This window comes from Cupriavidus sp. GW823-FHT06D04 (assembly GCF_058795055.1).
Genome location: NZ_JBXAHL010000016.1, coordinates 66,691 through 86,355 on the forward strand (window position 1 = coordinate 66,691; position 19,665 = coordinate 86,355).

20 protein-coding genes are annotated in these 19,665 nt (G+C 59.3%); all 20 read right to left on the reverse strand.

The genetic code is table 11. The features are described from left to right. Positions 1–29: 29 nt before the first annotated feature. Complete coding sequence (locus AC1Q7H_RS20365) at positions 30–296, reverse strand: hypothetical protein (protein ID WP_116298378.1); 267 nt, start codon at positions 294–296, stop codon at positions 30–32. Between the two features lie 63 nt (positions 297–359). After that, entirely contained in the window at positions 360–680 is a 321-nt protein-coding gene (locus AC1Q7H_RS20370) for a hypothetical protein (protein WP_492381667.1), read from the reverse strand. Beyond that, a complete protein-coding gene (locus AC1Q7H_RS20375) occupies positions 667–963 on the reverse strand; it encodes a hypothetical protein (RefSeq protein WP_492381668.1) in 297 nt (98 codons plus the stop codon). The genes AC1Q7H_RS20370 and AC1Q7H_RS20375 overlap by 14 nt, the downstream gene beginning before the upstream one ends. A gap of 86 nt (positions 964–1,049) precedes the next feature. After that, positions 1,050–1,313 (reverse strand): hypothetical protein, encoded by a 264-nt coding sequence (locus AC1Q7H_RS20380; protein WP_492381669.1) that lies wholly within the window; start codon positions 1,311–1,313, stop codon positions 1,050–1,052. Between the two features lie 142 nt (positions 1,314–1,455). Continuing rightward, positions 1,456–2,067 (reverse strand): ATP-dependent DNA ligase, encoded by a 612-nt coding sequence (locus tag AC1Q7H_RS20385; protein ID WP_492381670.1) that lies wholly within the window; start codon positions 2,065–2,067, stop codon positions 1,456–1,458. A 1,271-nt stretch (positions 2,068–3,338) separates the two neighbouring features. Then, entirely contained in the window at positions 3,339–5,567 is a 2,229-nt protein-coding gene (locus AC1Q7H_RS20390) for a DotA/TraY family protein (protein WP_492381671.1), read from the reverse strand. 46 nt (positions 5,568–5,613) lie between these two features. After that, a complete protein-coding gene (locus AC1Q7H_RS20395) occupies positions 5,614–6,111 on the reverse strand; it encodes a hypothetical protein (protein ID WP_492381672.1) in 498 nt (165 codons plus the stop codon). Then, positions 6,108–9,176, reverse strand: coding sequence for a putative type IV secretion/conjugal transfer ATPase (locus AC1Q7H_RS20400; RefSeq protein ID WP_492381673.1), 3,069 nt, complete (start codon positions 9,174–9,176; stop codon positions 6,108–6,110). Before AC1Q7H_RS20400 ends, AC1Q7H_RS20395 begins: the two co-directional genes overlap by 4 nt. After that, positions 9,173–9,430, reverse strand: coding sequence for a hypothetical protein (locus tag AC1Q7H_RS20405; protein WP_492381674.1), 258 nt, complete (start codon positions 9,428–9,430; stop codon positions 9,173–9,175). The genes AC1Q7H_RS20400 and AC1Q7H_RS20405 overlap by 4 nt, the downstream gene beginning before the upstream one ends. Next, positions 9,411–10,694: a hypothetical protein gene (locus AC1Q7H_RS20410; RefSeq protein ID WP_147316237.1), complete on the reverse strand. Its 1,284-nt coding sequence runs from the start codon at positions 10,692–10,694 to the stop codon at positions 9,411–9,413. Before AC1Q7H_RS20410 ends, AC1Q7H_RS20405 begins: the two co-directional genes overlap by 20 nt. Beyond that, complete coding sequence (locus AC1Q7H_RS20415; protein WP_116321332.1) at positions 10,669–11,445, reverse strand: HNH endonuclease; 777 nt, start codon at positions 11,443–11,445, stop codon at positions 10,669–10,671. The genes AC1Q7H_RS20410 and AC1Q7H_RS20415 overlap by 26 nt, the downstream gene beginning before the upstream one ends. A 12-nt stretch (positions 11,446–11,457) precedes the next feature. Next, positions 11,458–12,009, reverse strand: coding sequence for a hypothetical protein (locus tag AC1Q7H_RS20420; RefSeq protein WP_116321331.1), 552 nt, complete (start codon positions 12,007–12,009; stop codon positions 11,458–11,460). Positions 12,010–12,034: 25 nt separating this feature from the next. Then, complete coding sequence (gene traQ, locus AC1Q7H_RS20425) at positions 12,035–12,565, reverse strand: conjugal transfer protein TraQ (protein WP_116321330.1); 531 nt, start codon at positions 12,563–12,565, stop codon at positions 12,035–12,037. Continuing rightward, positions 12,565–13,488 carry a hypothetical protein gene (locus tag AC1Q7H_RS20430; RefSeq protein WP_116321329.1) on the reverse strand — a complete coding sequence of 308 codons (924 nt, stop codon included), beginning with the start codon at positions 13,486–13,488 and terminating at the stop codon, positions 12,565–12,567. Before AC1Q7H_RS20430 ends, traQ begins: the two co-directional genes overlap by 1 nt. Positions 13,489–13,543: 55 nt before the next feature. Beyond that, positions 13,544–14,716: a DotG/IcmE/VirB10 family type IV secretion system protein gene (locus AC1Q7H_RS20435; protein ID WP_492381675.1), complete on the reverse strand. Its 1,173-nt coding sequence runs from the start codon at positions 14,714–14,716 to the stop codon at positions 13,544–13,546. 2 nt (positions 14,717–14,718) lie between these two features. Further along, positions 14,719–15,666: a DotH/IcmK family type IV secretion protein gene (locus AC1Q7H_RS20440; protein ID WP_116321327.1), complete on the reverse strand. Its 948-nt coding sequence runs from the start codon at positions 15,664–15,666 to the stop codon at positions 14,719–14,721. A gap of 2 nt (positions 15,667–15,668) precedes the next feature. Next, a complete protein-coding gene (locus AC1Q7H_RS20445; RefSeq protein WP_135707257.1) occupies positions 15,669–15,935 on the reverse strand; it encodes a hypothetical protein in 267 nt (88 codons plus the stop codon). An 8-nt stretch (positions 15,936–15,943) separates the two neighbouring features. Next, positions 15,944–16,567 (reverse strand): DotI/IcmL family type IV secretion protein, encoded by a 624-nt coding sequence (locus AC1Q7H_RS20450; protein ID WP_158577687.1) that lies wholly within the window; start codon positions 16,565–16,567, stop codon positions 15,944–15,946. A gap of 62 nt (positions 16,568–16,629) precedes the next feature. After that, a complete protein-coding gene (locus AC1Q7H_RS20455; RefSeq protein WP_116298363.1) occupies positions 16,630–16,980 on the reverse strand; it encodes a helix-turn-helix domain-containing protein in 351 nt (116 codons plus the stop codon). Between the two features lie 671 nt (positions 16,981–17,651). Then, a complete protein-coding gene (locus AC1Q7H_RS20460) occupies positions 17,652–18,500 on the reverse strand; it encodes a site-specific integrase (protein WP_492381676.1) in 849 nt (282 codons plus the stop codon). Positions 18,501–19,665: the final 1,165 nt, after the last annotated feature.

Genomic DNA, 19,665 nt, shown 5'->3' on the forward strand with positions numbered 1-19,665 from the left:
TTGTCTCGAGGGGGCGTTTTTCCATCTATCTACTGCTGCTTCAGGAAATCGCTCATGCGTGGCGGCCGGTACGGTTTCCCATACCCGACGAAGCACGCGGCATAGGCTACGGCGATGGCCACGAGCGGATAAACACGCGTGCGCATGAAACCTTCGTACACATAGTCGTATGGAACGAGCGTTGAGCGCACCGGCCAGCTGCCGTACGTCGAAAACCAAAACCACCAACCAAACGCCACCACAGCTAGCCATAGGGTCGTAGCCCACCACAACAGCAGGAAGAATCGTCGCTTCATTCTTCGCGCCCTCCCTGGCGCTTGTTTGAGCACCCCAATAGAGCGTAGTCAGCTATCGCCATGTCAAATTTTGCTGGCCAGCGCCAAGAATTCCTCAAAGGTGTCCGGCCATATCAGGCCGTCTCGCTCCACGGCCTGGCGCAGAGTCGTGGTCCCTGCAGCGCCACAACGGTTTGCCACGTCCTTGAAGCTCAACCCATCGGCCACCAGAACGAGCGTCTCGCCCCTCCGCTGGTACAGCGCATACGCATCCGCGGTCCGCTGCAGACGCCAGCCGCGCAATGCTGCAGCGATGAAGATAGGCCGGTCCAGAGGATGCGTTTCCAGCAGTTCAGGTTCATAGCGCATAGCGTCATCCCACGGGAGCATTTCAGAGGTCGCCATCCGCGTCCTGCCGTCCCATCATTTGCGGGGGCCATTCCCATATGCCGCCGATGACGGCAACCCGCGGAATGTCGCCACGAGCAATGACCTGGCGCATTGCCTGCAACAAATCGGGCGGAACTCCGTCGTTTGTCACGCGCTTCAACGCCGCCTTGCCAAGGCTATAGCGTCCGCCGCAGGCCGGGCAGTCGTACATGTAGCCGTCCGAGGCCTGCCGCAAGGCCCAGCGCGACGCTGGCATATGGCACAGCGCGCAATCGACGGATTCGGTGATTCTCGCCACTTCGCCCCCCTCGCCTTTTTTGGTGGTCCTAGACTGCCTGGAGCTGGTTGGCTTCTTGACGCGCTGGCCAACCAGCGCACCCAGGCTCAGCCTTCCAGTGCTCTGGCGATGCTCTGAAGGCTTTCCGCGATCTCTTGCAGCGCGGCCCCTTGGACCTTCCCGGTGGTGGCCGCACTCAAATCCGCCGCTGCGGTCTGCATGAACGCTGCCACGAGGGAGGGATTCTTTTCCGCATAGCCCGCGCCGAACACTTCATCGATCTCCCGCTTGGCTGCGCGAAGATAGGACCCAGCCGTAGACTTGGCATCGTCCATCAGGTCGGTGAAACTGCCTTCAATGTAGTGGCTCACGGTACCCTCCTTAAGAAGGCCACTAGTGTGCCATCAATTCCCTTCGTACCCGGTACCCGGAGCGGGAGCAACTCAGTCTTCCGCTGATTTTGGGCCACAGGTTGCGCTAGTCGAGATCCGGCGCAGCTGCGCCCCCAGCTTTCTATGCCATGTCTCGCTTGAACGCCCCATGGCCGTGCACACCCGGGCGCTTGATCTTGAGCCAGTTGTCCGAGGGGCCAGCGGTATAACAGCTGCCGGCGCGCTTGGCGACCACCCCTTCGAGTTTTAAGGCAAGAACCTGCTGGTAGAGCCAGGCGCCGTCATCGACTGCCGAAACGTAGAGCAGACCACTGTCGGTGCCAAGAAGGGCATGCAGCTTTGCCTTGCGCCTCTCGATGGGCCAGTCCCGGATGTCCTTGCCGTTGAGAATCAATAGGTCAAAAGCGCCAAGCGTAACGTGGGGAGCGCCTCGATACCAGCGCCTGCGCCTCGCCCTCTCATGCAGCGCCTCAAAGTTCGACCGTCCGATGTCATCGAGCACCACCGCCTCACAATCCAATGCGCACCCGGCTGGCAATTGCTTCAGTACCTCCACCACTTCTGGAAACCAAGCTGTAGCAATGGCGCCCGCGCGCGTGCGCAACGCCGGCTGATTCCCCGTGCCTGCCAGTATTCGGTATCCATCTAACTTCAGCTCGAAGTGCCAATCCCCAGTTCGCGGCAATTGAAGACTCCGCTTTGCCAGCATGAGGGGTATGGCGGCAAGGTCCACGCTCACGGCTCCCATGACACCAGCCTTTGCGAGTTATCGCCCCATGAACATTCTTGATGTTAGTTTCCCATGATGGCGCCCGCCCCGCACTGTGCTGGGGGAGAACCTGCCGGGAAAGCGCGACCAAATCACCCCGCACAATTTGATTCCAGCACCCGAGGTGATTTGGTCGCGCGTCTAAAGATCACACACATGAGGTGATTTGGTCGCGCCCGCTCCGAACGAGTACACTATGAATCACTTTTTTAGGGGTGATTTGGTCGCGCCCCGCCTGGCGAGGTGATTTGGTCGCGCGTTTGTACACTCGGGGTGAAAAGGTCGCGCTACCAGAAAGAGGTGAAATGGTCGCGGTATTATGCTCTGGATAAGCCTGTGGATAATCAAAGTTATCCTAGGTGAAATGGTCGCGCTATTTGAGGTGAAATGGTCGCGAGCCCTTGGGTGAAATGGTCGCGCTGTGTGGGTGAAGTGGTCGCGCATGCGGGGTGAAATGGTCGCGCCACATCCCCGCAAAGCCAAGCTGGAGGCGGCTTGGCACGTATAGCCTGTAGTACCTGTATTTTGCCTTTATGGTTTACCTATATATCCCGGTAGTTAACCTGCCCATCGCTGTGGAAATCCTGTCGGGCTAAGACTTGCCCGACCAACCTATGGACAGCCCGCTTCGCGGGTTCCCGCCTAACCGCTTCGCGGTTCCCCGTGGAGAAGCACAGGACAACCCTCCGGGTTGCCCTGCCCTTCCCCACAGGTCGGCGGCTGCCCACAGGTTCCCCGGGCGCGATCATCAAGGTTGATATACGGCTCTAAAGCTCTAAATGACCACTGCGGTTTGCATGAAGGAGCGTGCAGCATCCAGAAGGGCCTAGGCGAGCTGGCAAATTCGGCTTGCGAGGTGCGCTGTGAGACCTTTATAGTTTCGATGTGGAGGAAAAATTGGGAGAGTCGTGATGCTAGATTCGTTGAACCTTAACCTGGCGCGTGCACAAGGCCGGCGCGCAGATGATTGGGCAGCGTACGCGCGCGAACTCGAAGCGCAGCTCCGAGAGGCTGAGGCGAACTTGCGGGGAGTCCGTGCGGTGCGGGACGCAGCGCTGGCCGAACTCAGCAAGGTAGACCCGAAGAACTACATGCTTGTCCAGGCAAATCGACAGGCTATCGGTCAAGCGGCCTACGATGACGAAATGCGTCGACGTAGAGCCTCGTAGTAGCGCCCACTAACAAAGAGAAAAGCCCGCATCGCGCGGGCTTTTTGGTTTTTGGCGGCGGAAGCCTCATTCCACAAAGCCTTTCGGCTTTGTGGCGACAGGAGGCTTCTTTTGACTCTTCGGATCGTCCCCCAGATTCTTCGCTCCGTTGAAGGCTGATTGCTGTACTGCCCCCTTGCCAGTTGCGATGCCGCCCAGGAATACCTGTTTCGCGCGGTCTTCTGTGTCGCGGCCAAGTTGCCCAGACATGTGCCCACCAATCCACGCGAAGACCTGATCGGGTACGACGTGGATCAAATTGAAGCAGCCGTGAATCAGCGTCAGACACAGTGAAATGTAGATCGCGATAAAGCCAATGATGCTCACTAGGCCAGTGATGCTGTCGAACTGAGCATTTGCCATGGCAACACCAAACATCGTGTTTAGCAGTGTTCCAAGCACGATAACGCCCGCACCGCCGAGGGCGAATCCGATCATCATCAACGCAGGTCGAAAGAGAACATTCAAGAGGAAGATATAGCCATGCGTTGACCGCTGGCCCACACCTTCACCATCTCCGTCAAGGTGCGTAATACCCCAGAGCGGCGACGCGATCAACGCTTCCCCGACCACTGCATACCAAGACGTAACCCCTCCAAACCAGACGATGAATGGCACCATCGGAATGTAGATCGACAACATCGCGCCAAAGAAGAAGAGCGAGACAAGGGCTATGATGATGAACGGCCCAAGGGCCTCCAGGACGCCCATCGCAGCCTTCTTGACCGCGCCTGCATATCCAAACGTGACGACATCCAGTACGCCCGTCAAAGCCTTCCCAACTGGAGAGTCGGAGGCTGCCATGCCGCCCTTGACGGCTGTGTACATTCCCAGTGCACTCCATCCCCCGATCAGGATGTAGTCGCCGAGGTTCTTCATCCCGATCATCGGGTTCGTAGTCCCGCCCCCGCCGTTGTTCCCGTTCAGATTGATGGCGGCCTTGACCCACTCTTGCCCACTGAAGATGCTGGCGACAAAGCCTTTTGCATCCGTGGATTCCGTCTTCAATGCGGCGACAGCATTCGCAGTGCTGGATGCGTTCGCCCCGTCCATCGCACGCTGTTGCTGGTATGCGCTCAAAACCTTGCGGTAAAGCTGGGGGTATGCCAGGTTATTCGGGTCGGTGCCGGCCACGCCCGAGGCTGTGGCGTTTGCAAGTGCCGTGGCTTGTGCGTTGGCCTGCGCGAACGTCTGATACCACGCCCCGGTCATAATCCAGCCGTCGCGCTTGAGATTCTGCTCAATCTTGCTGGTGAGCGAATCGATAGATCCGCGGGATCCGGCGATGGCCTGGCGAATCGTGTTCTCATACGCTTGTGCTGACGAGGCCAGTGCCGCGCTTACGTCGGGCGGAGAGCTACCACTGTTCACAGCATTCACGTACTGCTGGGCGAGTCCGCTGAGGGTGGATTGCATGGCAGCCAGTCCCGCCTCGTGCGCGGTCTGCATAGGGCTAAATAGTGTCGAGGTATCGAGCCCATAGCCCGCAATACTCTCTGCCCCGGCTGCCATGGATACGGGCTGCGGAAGCTCAAGCTTAGCTCCACCGCAAGACTGGCCACGCCCATTCACGATGTTGATGCTCTTGCTGGAGAGAGATGGCGAGAATCGTTCCGCCGCATCGGCGCTTACTCCACCCTCTGCTGGCATCTGCGCTATAGCGGTGTTCACTGACTCGCCGCAGAGGTTCGCTTCGAATAGAGACTGGGCCAGGGTATTGACAGCTGGAGCGGCTGGCGTCGCGACCATGGAACCGCCCGACTTGAGCACGGCGATGGTCGCATCCTGAGTGAGGTTGGCAACGCCGACACCCATCATCGTGCCCCAGAGCATCACAACCTGCGCGCCGCAGTAGCCGCCGAAAATCGGGACCAGAGAGCAGAAACCGATCACCATGCGAATCATGAACCACGGTGACGACTTCTTCTGGCCCAGAAACTCACCATCCTGGCCGGTGGCGATCATGCTGGATGCGAAATGATATATCGCCCAGATTACCCCAACGGCAAGAATGCAGGAGGTGATGACAAGGAAGATGCTCGCCAGCATACCGCCACCCGCTCCGCCAGAAGCTGAGAGCGGGTTTCGGACAATGCTGCCGAACACCAGCTCGAGGAGCGCCATGGACTTGTCGCCGGATCGATTGGCCGCATTCTGGATCTCCCCTACCGACGTCTGCGCAAACGACGCCGAACTGGCCAGAGCAACAGCGAGAGTGCAGGCTGAGCGGATCAGTGCACGCGGGAAAAGGCTCATTATCTTGCCTCGTTCTGTATGAATGCATCGATACATAACCATACGCCTAGTCAAACAACTGTGGATCGAAGATCTTCCGCAAGAAGCCATCGGTGCGCAGAAAGTCGCGAACACCGCCGAGCGGCTCATCGGGAGAGGTCTGGCCCCTACCGATCTGCCAAGCTCGGTGGGCGTATCGCGTCGCCAGGATTGCGCAGAGTATCGTGAAAAGCAGGCCGGTCAGGGCCCCGAACAGATTCCCGGGCACTAGACTGGCAAGCGCATACACCAGCGCCAGGAAGCCGAACGCGAGTGCGATGCGCTTGTTTATCAGACAGGTACGTTGGATCTGTTCCAGAGGCACTGCATCCGCGGGGCGCGCTGCCATGGCCTCCCGGAAGGTTCGAATCCGAGGATTTCGACGCTGATGTGCAAGGTCGTCCTGCAGATCCTGAATCGTTTGCCAGCCGCTGCTGACCGTCCGCTTCATCGACGTCAGCGGTGAAAAAGGGTTCATGACCCTTCCAACCGTGCGCAGGACGCTCCGCTTCTTTCCTTCGCTCATGCTGCCATCCTTTCCGCTTGAATATCTGCCTGGTACTTCGCAATCAATTCGTTGGCGACGATGTCGATGACGCCATCCGATTCGCTTTCGCTCAACTCCTTCTGCCGCTGCTCCATATACGCTTCGGCAGTACCTGCTGGGAACTCCTTGGCGAGGATCTTCCGGGCCGTGGCGGGCATCATGTTCCGATACAGCCGTCGACGCAGCCCTGCATCCTTCGGTGTTGTGGAAAAGGCCCACAACTCAATCGCCCCCGGCGCGTTGTGCAACACCTGCGTGACAACGCCTGACTTGACCTGGTGCCAAACTAAGAATTTACCGGGGCCGTGCACATCCCGCTTCAAGCGCTCGATAGCTGAATCAGAAAGGCCGAACAATTCTTGCGCAGCTCTCTGCGTTTCGCTGGTACCGGCATTCATGATGTAGACGGAGAATGCGGATTCCGTGATGGACTCACCATCGGTGTTGAAGTCGTTCATGAACTGGGATGCGAGCGACACGCGGATTCCCCACTTTCGACCCTCACGCCGATCCAGCGACAGCAACTTGCGGAAGGCCTTCTTGCCGCCAGTGCGATGCAACTCATCGACACAAAGCCCCTTCATCTGATCGCGGATCTCTTCGATGCGCTCCTGGTGATAGCGCTGATAGAGCGCCGGGCACAGCTTGAGAATCTCCTCTGAGAGGTAATACTGACGAGCCGCAATCTGCCGTGCGAATACGAACATGATGCCGGCGCGACGCTCGCCGTCCTCGCCGCCGCCGCGCGCCACTTCGTCCAGGTCCAGCGCCACAACACGCGAGTTCTCGTTGATCTCGAAGCGGCTGTGACTCGAAATGATGCGGAAGTCTCGCAGTGCAGTCGTCAGGACCTGCGCCATCTTGTCGATCAGCGTCAGCCCGGAAGCCGTGCGAGCCTGCGAATCTTCGCTAGGTGAGAAGATGGAACGAATTGGGGCGCTGCGCACAACGTCAATGAGGTCCGACAGAACGGGCACCGCAAATCGCTGCGCCAACCTGGCCTCACGCGGCTTGCCAGCGGCCATCAGCGCATCGGTGACTTCCCACCAGGTCGTCATGTCGTCTGATGCGAACTGGATGTCAGCAAGCGCCAGATCGACGGCCTCGTCTGTCATGGCGTCGTAGCGCTTCATGGATCCCGGCGAGGCATACAGTTTGTAAGCCTCATCGATCATCATCGCCGCCAGTTCCGGGGCGCTTTCAGGCGGATCCGTATGACCTGCCGGCGTCGCAAGCATGCTGATCAGCGCAATCTGAAACTCGCGCTCGAACTGGGTTGGATAGCGGCAACCGAGTTGGGTATCAAAAGGATTGATCGCGAATTCATCGGTATTGCGCAGACGCACGTAGATCGCCTCGTGCTTGCGGTCTTCAGGGAGTGCGCTTTGCAGAAGGTCGATGAGGCCCGCCGAACTCGGTCCCACGTCGATGATCGTGATCAGCGGGATGCGCTTCAGGCCCGGCGAGAGGATCGATCCTAGGTTGAGGGTGTTCAGCCAAACCGACTTCCCGGAGCCCATGATGGCCCAAATGAGATCGATCCAGGCGGTCTGCTTTGACGACGTCGGCTGGTAGGGGTAGAGCTTGCCATCCAGCGACCGGAGGGGAATCGAGCCACCTTCGAACCAAGGCGATGCGGGTCGCTGCCAAGGAAGCATCCGAACCACGTCGCTCAGAAGTGCAACCATCCGGGGCGCGATATTCTTCTCGCTGAACCCCGGCAGCGTTGATACCAGGCCCTGGATCGGATCTCCAGCGTCGGTGGTCACTTGTGTAATACCCCACCCCTCCAGCGCCTTCGCGATGGTCGATACCTGACGCTGGCAGTCGGCCTTACTGTTTGCCCATGTGGACGCACAAATCTTCACGGTGACGGCATGCTCACCGTCTTCAATTGCCTCCTGCAGGGCATCGAACGAGCGCTTGATTGCCGCATTGGTCGAACTCAGGAAGGCCGTGATATCCACGATGGTCTTCTTCATGGCCATGGAGTCAATACCGCCAGGTTCAATGGTCCACTTCACGCGCCATGGGAGTTGATCGCCCATGCGGCGGAATAGCGTCATGAAGTCGCGCGGATCTTGAGGGCCCAGCTCCATAAAGCAATAGCCATGGTACTGGCCGTTGATGACGACAAACTCGCCATCGGTTTCGACTTTAGACTTGCACAGCTGCTGAGATAACTTCGGCAGCAACAGATTGGACGCATCATCCTTGCGCGACGAGGCCCGCGGGGTGTAGCGGTCGCCTGGCAACGCTGCCTTCCAATCCAGACCAGTATTCCACCGATCAAAGGATCGGCGGATCTCGCGCAGCGCATGGTGAGTAGAGAGACGACCAACGTGCATCTTTGCCGAGCGGAGGTCCTCCTCGATGGCCTCAATCAGAGTCTCGTGCGTGTGGAGCAGGCCTTTGATCAATGCAGTTGGGGACTGCGCATACTTCGCCGCGGGGACTGCGTGCTCCCTAATTCGTTGGCGGTGGTCAGCCATTTCACGCTTGAGTTCATCCGATGACATGGACGAAAGATGCGTATAGACGAGCAACAGGCAGGACTCATGCTGGCACAGGGCAGCGACACGCGCGCATCGGTCATCTAGCACATCACACAAGCCGTTCAAACCTAACCGCCTGGCCGTCGCGTAGGCTGGTTCCATCATCCTGTCGACATGGGCCCGCATAAGTGCGGGATCTCGCTCAAAGGAAATCTCGATGCTATGACCTGGTCGCTGAAAGTAGGACGCTAGTGCGTCGTGAACCTTTGAGGTAATCGACTGAAACTCCGCGTCGCCGACCACGTCCATCGAACCCGTCAACTCGAATGCGGTAAGCATGGAGCATTCGCGCGTGAGAAGGATGTATGCCTTGACCCCTTCGGGGTTCTTCGCACGCGCCGCAATAGTGCGTGGATCTTCTTCGTCCAGCCCGATGGCGGATTCGAGGTGGCAGTACGACGGAAGATCTGCGCCGAGCCCGAAGCTGGCGAGCCACGCCAGGATCGATTCCACGCCTTCCACTATGTTTGTCGCGAGTGCACTGCTCATTGTGCGTTCCTTCTCTTCATGAATTCATTCTTCAGCAGGGGTGCTGCTTGCGTCTCGCTCAGCACCTTGGCGACCACCGGATCTGTGCTCAGAGATTCGTTCGCTGTCTTCACAGCGTGCATCACCCGCTGCAAGGGCGACATCGTGGCAAGTACGTCGAGGCTGAGAAAATCACCGGCCCGAATCGCCACAGCGCACAGGATCTCGCTTAGGTCCTCGAGGTTGATGGGGTGGTCATGCTGCTGCAGCTGCATGGACGTCTCCTGCATGAATGATTCGAGCGAAATTTGGCGCAACGAGTTGGTTCTCGATGGCGAACTCCAGCGCTTGGAACAACTCGGATCGCTGGATGCGCACCCGAACAGCACCAGTTCCGTAGCCCGTCACCACGAATCCCTTGTCGACAGCCTTCTTCGCCAGTGCGAAGCACAGTGCTCGGTCTGCTGCGCGCAACCAGACAGCACGAGAGGAAAGTGCCTTTCTTTTCGTGATCTTGTTGTACTCGTCGGTGGCAAGGCTCATCCAGTGGTTTTCCGCCAGCAGGCCTGCCGAGTACGACAACTCCAGCAATGGGTCGGACGTCAGCGCCACCGGCAACTGCATTCGCTCCGCCAGGGCAACGTATCGTGATGACCGAAACACCGACTTGATCTCCAGAGGCGCGAAACGGGACAGCCACAGCAGCTCGGGATGAGAAACCCACTCTCGCAATACCATGCGGCTGCTGGCCTTCTGACCAAAGGCTGCCAGGGCCGCATACTGTGAGTCGGCTCTCGACATGTCCACCAGCACTTCGGCCAGAACGGGATGTTCGTGGCTTAGGCAGAAGGCGAGACGATCCCGCTGGCCGCTCGGTAGTGCCACGCCTGGGACGTACTCCCATGCGTCTTCAGGGACCGGACAGGACATGACCCGTTTCGCATGGGCGAGACGGTTCATGCGAAGCGTGAGAAAGACCGAATCCGCGATGAAGTCTGCCTTGGAAGTGGCAGAGTCGGTCTGATAGGCCGCTTGCAGGCCCCGCTCAAGCGCGGGGTTGTTGAGATTTACATCGCGCGGAAACCGCGATTTGATGTTCTGATGTAGTTTCTCCGCGTTGGCGAGTTCGTTCGGCTTCCACTCGTAGCACTCCGCAAGCAGCTTGAACGTCCGTGCGGCGATGAGGCTTATCGTCGGTGCAACCTGGGCGGAGTTTGTCGTGCTCATGTCCAGGCCGAGATCCGCGCCGATCTGAGTGACATTGGTACGAAAGAAGTCGGAGCCCCGGAGGTTGTGAACATTGCGATGGCCTTGGACCATAAATTGGCTCCAAGCGCCATTGGTTATCCAGATGACGTTGTTTGCCAGATCGGAATGCTGACGAACGTGGGTGGCAGGCGATCCATTGACGGACGCATGCCCGGAAGTGCATTCGTTAGGGTTGTCGTACAGGAGGACGCCTACCTCAGGGATGACGATGTCATTGTCCGCTGCAGTGGATGGCGCCTCCCCGCTATTGATTGCCGACTGCACGGTCATGGATGCGCTGCCAGGTATTCGTGGGAAGCGACTTGTACAACTCGTCTATCCAACGACCGATGTACTCGACAAAGCGAGAAGGACGATAGAGCAGACCGAGGCCGGCGAAAGCGCTTTCCCGCTTTTCCAGCTCGTGATCCTTCAGTTCAAGCATTGCATTTGCAAAGTCGGACGGGTTCGCGCTGCCCCATACCTTGATGACCAGTTCCCCGCGGCTAGCGAGATGTTGAAGAAGTGTGGACGCGTCGTGCTTTTCCGCGTCTGTGCCGATCTCCAGCACCACTGCAATCGTTCGCTGCAAGTGATTCAGCTCGGCCTGCGGCAGACCACCCGCGTCAATCATCAAACCATGCCGCTTCGAGCCCACCTGGCCGATGTGCTGGGTGCCATGACAGAGCGGGTCAGCGACAATCAGGTTCTCGCTTCGGTTATCAGCATGGTTGTCGTTCTTGTGGTGGATCTCCGTGTGCTTGGAGCGGAAGCCGCAGAAGACGCACTGATAGTTGCCCTTCTGCAGGCGGGACTCTCGCTTTGCGCGGTACTCGGCGTCAGCGGCTTCCATGTTGTCGTCGTTCTTGCGCCAGAGGTGGCGCTTGACGGAGAACACAATGGGCGCAAAGCGGCGCACCGCGAAGTTCGCGCCCAGCGACTCAGAAGGAGGCGACATACCCTCTGCCGCCCTCTCCCACGAGATGCCTGTTGCAACGCCATCCACCGACTCGTCGCCCATGCTCTCGATGTTCTCTGTCATTCGCTGTGCTCCTTACAGGCCGCCAGGCATCCGGTTCATCTGGCCAGAGCTGCCGCCGACAGACTCGGCGAGGGAGTCCGCCAGGTAGCCGAGCATCATGAGTGCCACGCCGCCAATTCCGTTGCCGTAGATGCTGGCGGTCTTGATGCTTTGGTCGCCGTTCGACTTCTTCTTGCCGTTCACCACGCTGGTAATCAGGCCGATCATGCCGCCACCGTAGGAGCCGTAGATCATCAGGTCATAGACGTCGCCAAGTTGTGCCTTGATGGCGCGAGCCCACCCAGCAATTCCACCCGCGGCGTGCGCAACATCGGGCGAGAGCAACATCGTCAGCGTGAGCGAAGCGGCGGCGACTGCAGCCATGCTGCCTGCCTCGAACCGCAGCTTCTTGCCAGTCGAGGCGAGAACGTACAAGCAGATGGCGGTCGAAAGGAGAAGTGTGCAAGCCAGAGTTGGATTGCGATACAGGAGCCCACCAAGAATGATGGATACTGCGGTCCCATACTTCAGTGCATGGGCATGCGTCTGCGCGGCGATGTGCGCCTTGTTAATCCAGTGTTGCATTTTGATCTCCATCGGGAGGATTGATTTAAAAGGTCAAGCCAACGGTTTCTTTGAACGCATCCACGGTGCTGCCGATGTTGACCATCGCGGCTCCGCCGATGGCATGGATGAATCCTTTCCAGGCGTAGTCTTCGTATCCGCCGCTTCCGTGTCCCTCCGATGCTTTCTTGAACATGGTCAGTCCCTTGAATCCGTACCACCAGCCGAATGTGGAAACGATGGTGAAGATAGCGTTGATGGCCGGCGCAAAGGCACCTGCAGCGCTTGCCCCCGAATAGGACACCATTCCGAAACCAGCACCACGCTCACCGGTCATGGTTTCCCATAGATCTCCCATGGTGTTGGTGAGATTGAGCAACACCGCACCGATAAGAAGCGTCGTGAAGATCGCTGCGCCAGACGTTTCACCGCCACCCGGCTGACTGGATGCTTTAATCCCTCGATTCACCGCCTTAGCGATGTACCAGAGGCCGACTGCATAGGCGGCGGCTGCGGCGAGCGACTGGAACTCGACAATCGTGGCGCCGAGCTGGGTGACGATTGTTGTCAGATCCATCAGCGGATGACGCCAGCAGTCGTGCGAACAATGAACTTGTCGGCGTCAATCTCAACGATTTCGCTTCCGCCGAGCTTGTCGCCCTTGGTTCTCACGTACTGCTTACCCGTGTCGTCCTCGAGCCAGGCCTGTCCGGGAATGACTTGCTTGATCCTGTAGCCAAGTTGGACTTCCTCCTTCGAACTCGTGCGAGTACGACTCGCCTTTGCGCGGACTACGCCGGCAGCCTTCTCTCGCGCCCGGTCCTCGTCCGAGATTGGCTTACTACCGCGGGCAGGCTTCGATTCGGTCTTGGCTTCAACGCGGCGAGTTTCGAGTGCGGAAAGTCGCTTTCCCATGTCCTCAAGCTGCACCGTCTGCGCCTTCAATTGCTCCAGGATGGCGGCATCGGCGGCGCTCATCTCCTTTCGGTCCGCATCTTTGAGGCCAGGCTTGCCGGTTGCGATCTCGGCTGCGTCATTGGTTGCGCTAGCCGCCAGTGACTCGACGGAAGGGCCGCTCGCCGAAGTGGAATTCACCGACCCTGCCCCGGACGCCTGCAGGCTGTTATTGCTCATCGCGGGAACTGCGCCACTCGGCGCGAAGCCCTGCGGCGCGGTCTCTTGCTGTGCTGGACGGACGGGAGCAAATGAGTCCGATGTTGGGCGTTCAGGATTCGGAGCAGCGCCCATCATGCCGCCGTCGTTCATAGGCGCGCTGGCAGCAAAGCCAGCCGGACTGGACGGCTTCGTCATCTTCTTGAAGCCCCAGAAGCCCAGCACAGCCACGGCTACCGCACCGTAGATCAGATAGTTTGTCGGCAGCTTGCGCTTCGGCTTCTCCGAAGTTGAAACGTCGGTGACGTAATCTTGCGAAGTATCGTGCTGAGGGTCGTCGTGCTCGCTGGTTTCGAGGTGGGCGTCAAAGTGGTTGGTCTGGCTCATCGGGTGCCTCTAGTGCGTATCCATGCAATTATACGTAAGAATCGGTATGCGAATTCTACTCTTTCAGATAGGCATCGGCCTTGAACAGCACCATGATCGGCGTGCCTCGTTTGATCCGTCCCCGCCGCGGCGGGATGGTCGCATTCTCCTGCTGGATCACTTGCTGCGTAGCTTGCAGGCCGGATGAAACCGCTGCGCCGCCAAGTTGCTTTCCGCTCGGATTCGGGTTCGTCGTCGTGGTCACGCCCCCTAGCGGTGTCTGTTGCACTATGGACCCTGCATTCTGGTAAACCGAACCTGCAGCTCCCAACGCGCCAAGAAGAGCCGGCACGCCAACTCGCTGCACGTACCGATGATCGATGTCTGCCGGCTGGGCCGTGCGCATCTCTTCCTCGTCCAGAGCCACTGCCGTGATGGAGATCATCTCGCCAGTCGGGACCTTCATCTTGGTGAAGTCAGTGACAACGACTTCGTTGGAGAGGCGCGCCGTGCCGTAGAACACGCTGCCAGCATATTTGCCGGTCTCGACGCGTGCGAGAACATCGGACGGTGCATCGGTATCGATGCTGTTTTGGTACACCGCAGGGATCTGATCCAAGCCACGAATATAGGGAACGGCCTGGCGCTTCGTGTTGGTATCGTCCGCTGCTATCGTCGTGTTTCCTCCCGCGGCGGCAGTCGCTGCAGCTGCGTTCGTGTTGCGTGCGTCACCGGCTTGCGCGGCAATGTTCAGGATCTGCTGCGAAGACTCATCGCGTGTCCATAATGCTCGCAGCCCTTGCACTTGGTCGCCCAGACCTGTTGACGTCGGCTGTGCTTGTTGAGAATCAGCCGATGTTGTTGCCGCATAGGGTTGATTCGGGCGGGCCATATCGCGCGGCTGCGCCGGAGGGGTGGCCTGGGCACGCTTGGCAAGCTCGTCTTCAAGGTTTGTCGTCTTGCCACTGTTCTCCGATAGCGTAGGAATAAAAGTACCGTCCGCATGTTCGGCCTGCTGGAAGCCTTTGTCATTAGCGCGATTGAGCGCCCGCGAGTAGTTCGGTGTCTCTTCGGTCTTCTTGCCGCCTTGCGTGTCAAGTGCCGGCACCTCAACCGTTGCGGCTTGGGAGGCGCGCCCTTGCATCGCCATGTATGCGACCCCTACCCCGACCACCGCTACACCTGTAACGACCGCCATGACTTTGGCATTCTTCTTGAATCCGGGATGCAGCTTCTTTCGTTCAGACATGGTCATTCCAAGTCGAAGTAGACGTTGCGCAGCGAGCCGTTCTCACTGAGCGTGGCGACGGGGGTGGGAGCCATCTCGTACACCCGCGTACCGTCCGCTGCAGCAATCGTTGCCTGGTAGGCTGGGTTGTTCAGAAATAGACTCGTGCGGAGGACCATGTTGCCTCCGACCATCCATGCGCGCGTTCCAGGCGGTGCGTTTTCCACGCGGATCGACTTCGCATTCGGCGTGTCGATGCCATCCAGTAAAGTCTGCAGATAGTTGGCAGGAAGGTTGATCGATGGCGTGCCGGCGATCGGATCAGTGGCATTGGGCCCACGCCGGGGAATACGGAGATCCAGCCGATAGTCGGTTTCACGCTGACCAGCGACCATGCGGAGCATCACTGGGATCGAAAGACCTTTCAGGAAGATGGCGACGTTGCCTTCCACGTAGTCGCCCATGGCCGTGATCGTAATAGTGGGAACATCCTTGGCCGGCTGCTTCACTTCGAAAGAGCGCTTGGCGAGGTTGTTGACTTCCAAGATGTCCCACGGTGCCCCTGTGATATCGACCAGGGAAACTGCCGCGCCCTGGTTGCTCACGCGCACAATCGGGGGGGTCGAGCCAGGCGAAAGATCGACGGTGGTGGTCGAAATGACCGGCTTCGGCGGCACGCCCGGATAGGTCGCGGCGGCGCGTCGGGCGCTGTCTACACGTTTGCGCAGGTCCAAGATCTCGTTGTTCGACAGTGGCGAGACCGTGTCTACGGCGCTATTGAAGTTGGCCGAGCCAACCGGAGGTGCTTTGAGAGGCGGGAGTGCGCGCGGAGCATCGTCCGCTCCTGCGGCGGGCGACGGCGTTCCGGGCCTGTTCGACTCGCCCGGACTGCCTTGCGCGGCGGCGTGGCCACAGGCAGTCGAAATCGACAGGATCAACATTGCGTAGAGCCGCGGGATCGAAAGGCGCATGGCTAGAATGGCACTCCAGTTACGGCGGCAACCATGCAGCGGGTGTCAATGATGCCTTGCAGCCAATCATGGCACCGCCGCGACGGTGCGCTTTGCTGCAGCTCGGTCAGGGTATCCCGTGATGCCGCGAAGACGTCGATGAGGTCGAGCTGGGTTGCCCAGTCGGTTTGCATTGCTGTGCTGAGAGGATGACCGTGTTCCCCGCAGGCGGCGTGCTGAACGATATCCAGCGACGTCGGCAGGGAGAATTCTTCTGCTTCTTGTGGCATGACTTCACCTAGTTGATTTTTGTGTTGCAAGTAAGCCGCAGGGACTGGGTAGCGATGCCTGCCGGGTTGTCTTCGACCGGCAGACGCTTGACTGTTTGCTTGACCAGGCATTCGTAGGTCTTGCGCTCGCTCTGGCCGGTGATGGTGATGGCGACGGGCATCTCGGTTTCCCATGTGTACACGCCGTCCCGCTCATACTCGTTTGCGATCACCCCCGCACCAGTGGCTACGGCTGACGTCACCAACCGGCGCGAGCGGATCTTCTCGATGAGGCCTGACGTGTCGTACTGCTCCATCAGGGAGGCGTATCCGTCGCGGGTGAACTGTGGCCGCAGCGCAACCAACTTCGCCTTGAGATTGGTGTCATCGAAGTCGAGTGAGAAGGCCCCGGTCGCAGTCTTCTGTACTTTCTGCAGGACGGCTTCGCTGCTGACAAAGGGCTTCGACAGCGGAACGATCTGGATCAGTCGGCCCCCTTCGGTCATGCCGACCAGGACCGGCGCGGGTCGCGTCACGAATTGCGTAATGTTCAGGGCCACGGATCCGACCAGGGCGAAGCCGATAACGAGGTTGTTGCGGAGCTGGCGACTGAACCCTGACTTGTAGAAGCCGGACGTTGCCAGCATTTTCATGATGGGGTCCGTGTTCATGGCCGGACGCGCGCCGGCTGGAGACTTTTGGGCTGGCGACGTCATTAGGCGGTGTCCTTCTCTGGCTGGCGAGCAGCAAATCGCTCCGGATACAGTAGGTGGATCTCGGACACGATCATGTACACGCCGCCCATGCGGTCGAGAAGCTCTTTGCAGGCGGCTAGTAGCTTCGTCTTCTGTTCCGAGGGTGCCCCGTCTTTATCGCGGCCACACGTTCCAGAGTTGAGAATGCGCGCCAGACTCGCCGCGACTTCCGGCGTCGGCACGCCGCCTTGCTCCAGGCGGGTGAAGTACGAACGGGAAATCCCAGCGGCTTCACAGAGCTTGTCTGGGCTGAGGTTGCGCGCCACGCGGATGGCCTTGAGAGCCGTCAGCGGTCTATCGGATGCGGACATTGGAACGGGCGTAATTATGTATCGTGTCAATGGTACGGAATTAAACCGCGCTCAGATTTTGACTGTCAAGAACATTCACTGACGGGAAACAAATCTGCGACTCGGCCATTTTGTGCGCTTGTTAGTACATTTACCCCACTTATGGGTGGGGAATGTTGCCTCTCTGCCTCCTGTATGTGGCGTATGAGGCACTATGGCAACTGTTGATTTGTGATCTAAACGTTGCTTTTATCTGACTTATGTATTTGGTTAAACGGCGGATATGACAACTTTATGGATACCCCACTTGGGGGGGATGCCCCACCACTGGGGCATACAGATGTTGCTCTGGCGCAAATTGCGAGTGATATCGCAAAGGCCCCACGGGCGCACGGGGGCTAATAGTTGCAAGCCAGGGCGGCCAGGCGAGGCTGGTCTCGGGGGAGGCTGAACGCGTGCCTCAGGCGAGCGACGGCAACACGTCACACGTGTTGGTGACGGCGGTCGTGGAAATAATTATCGGCATTGCATTTAGGTACGCAAAACCGGCTGGCTGGGAGAGGGACAAAATTTTGTCCCTTTGGAATCAGTGACTTGCAGTCAACCTGCCGCCTGTGAGGAAGAGTCCGTTCGGCAATCTCCCGACCGGTCCTGGGGTGAGACGTCTAGTAACTCAGCCCTTGAGCAACAGGTTATGCGCCCTCTGGCTTCGGGGTCGGTGCTGGCTTTGTCTGGTCGCGGTACTTCGGCCAGGCGGAGCGCTTTGGCGCATAGTGCGTCCGGGACGTCCGCGTAGACGCGTGCCCGAGCAGGCGAGCAACTTCTTGGTGATTGTGCACGGCCTTGACGTTTGCGCTGAACTGGTGACGAGCTGAATACAGCGCGTAGCGCTTGGTCGGGTCATTCCCCCAGAGCGCTTTGCACGCCCGGTTGACTGCCACTGCGCAGTTTTCGTGGATTTCCGTGAAGGACTTTCCTGCGGCAAGCATTTCGCGGACGGAGGCAATATGCGCGCGGACGACCCCCATATCTTCGGCTGCGACAGGGACAGAGCGCGTCGGGCCGGTTCCTCTTCCATTTGTGGCCTTGGCGTTACGTGCATGCAGCAGGCCGGTGGTTTCGTCCAGCTCGGCGTACTCCCACTCGCGTGGGCGCAAGCCAGTCGCGACCGCGGCCATGAGCCATAGGCTTGCGCGCTTGGCGTAACGACCGTTCCGCGTAGGGTTCGAGAGGTTGGCGACAAGTAAATCGTAGTCAGCCTTCCGGATACCCTTGCGCTTGCGCGACGAAGTCTGGCCGACTGCATCCGGCGGCACGCAGTCACCGTAAGGTAGGGTCCGGATCTCTTCAGCAGTCTGCGTGAAGAGAGCGTTGCCGGTCCTTTCGGCTTCGATCTCGTAGCGACAGGCCAAACTGGCCTGGTACTGCCGGAATGTCGACCACTTCCATTGGGAGGCGTTCCGCTTCAGGAAGGCGACGACAGCCTCAGGCGGCGGATAGGCGTCATCAGGGAGCGCCATCTCTTTCGCCAAGCGGCTCATCAAGCCGTTTGCGCGCCGGAGGTAGCACTCGACCGTTGCCGACGTCCGGGATTGCTCGCGTGCTCTGTTCGGATTCATGTGCGTCGCGCTTCAATGGTTGCGGTTGGTTCCGTGGACGGCTGGCTTGAGCCTCACCCGCCCTGCTTTCTCTCAACGGCGTACCCGCCTTGTTGGCCTCGACCGTGCGCGGCTACCGCGGTGGCGGTCACTCAACAGGTTGGATTCGATCCTGGCGGTTGCTGCCATGCTGCTTTCGCCCTCGGTCGGACCCTGCTTCCTCGAGTTGGCCAGCCTGACGCTGGCTCGGCGCGGCTTTGGCGGTTTCATATCCCGCGCCTTCCGCTCTCGGCTGATTCCTCCCACGTGGTTCCGGCCTGGCGGTGTCGTCTCGCTCGATTCCTTACCTGCGCGGCCACGCTGTTCGCCTTCAGACCCTGCCGGTGTCGTCCCGGAGGGGTGCTGGCCATGCGCGGCTGCTGTCGTGGCGATTGGTCACTGAGCTGTCGGTCACTTCCTGGTGGGTTGCTGTTCCTGCCGTTGCCTGCCGATGCGGGTTGCGACTCTGGAAGATTCCGTTACTCGGATTGGTATCGGCGGCGGCCATGTTTGCACATAGCCGCGTTACACGAGCGCCCGCTACGTCGTGTAACAGGCACTCGGTGGCGGAATCCTAGCAGATACCTTGTTCGGGCGGAATCGAATGTCGTGTTTTCGGCACAGGTTGGGGGCCGGACGAGTTGCAACCGGCGCTGGCGTGACCGGGAGCGGGCCCAGGTGTGTTGGTGCGATGCCTAAAACGCTCACGCTTTACTCGACATCATGAACTCGCAAGGAGATGTCGTGCGTCTAATCCTGGCCCTACTGCTGTGCCTGTCGCTGTCCTCTGATGCTGTCCCCCCACAGCCCGATTGCCCACCTTCTGACCGGGCTACAACGCCGTCGTGTTATCCCTCCAGCATCGGAACGGCACTGCTCGGGGTTCGTCAGACACATGAAGGTGGGCCTCCGGGCTGACGCTCCTGTGTCGCGGCAATCGAGATGCCAGTATTGTCCGTTACCGAGCATATGAAATGCTCGGTAACGGACAATAGCGCTAACACCTAATCAACGTAGCACGCTGATCTAGAGCGGAAGTGCGGGCGGCACGCGGATTCTTTGCTTCGCG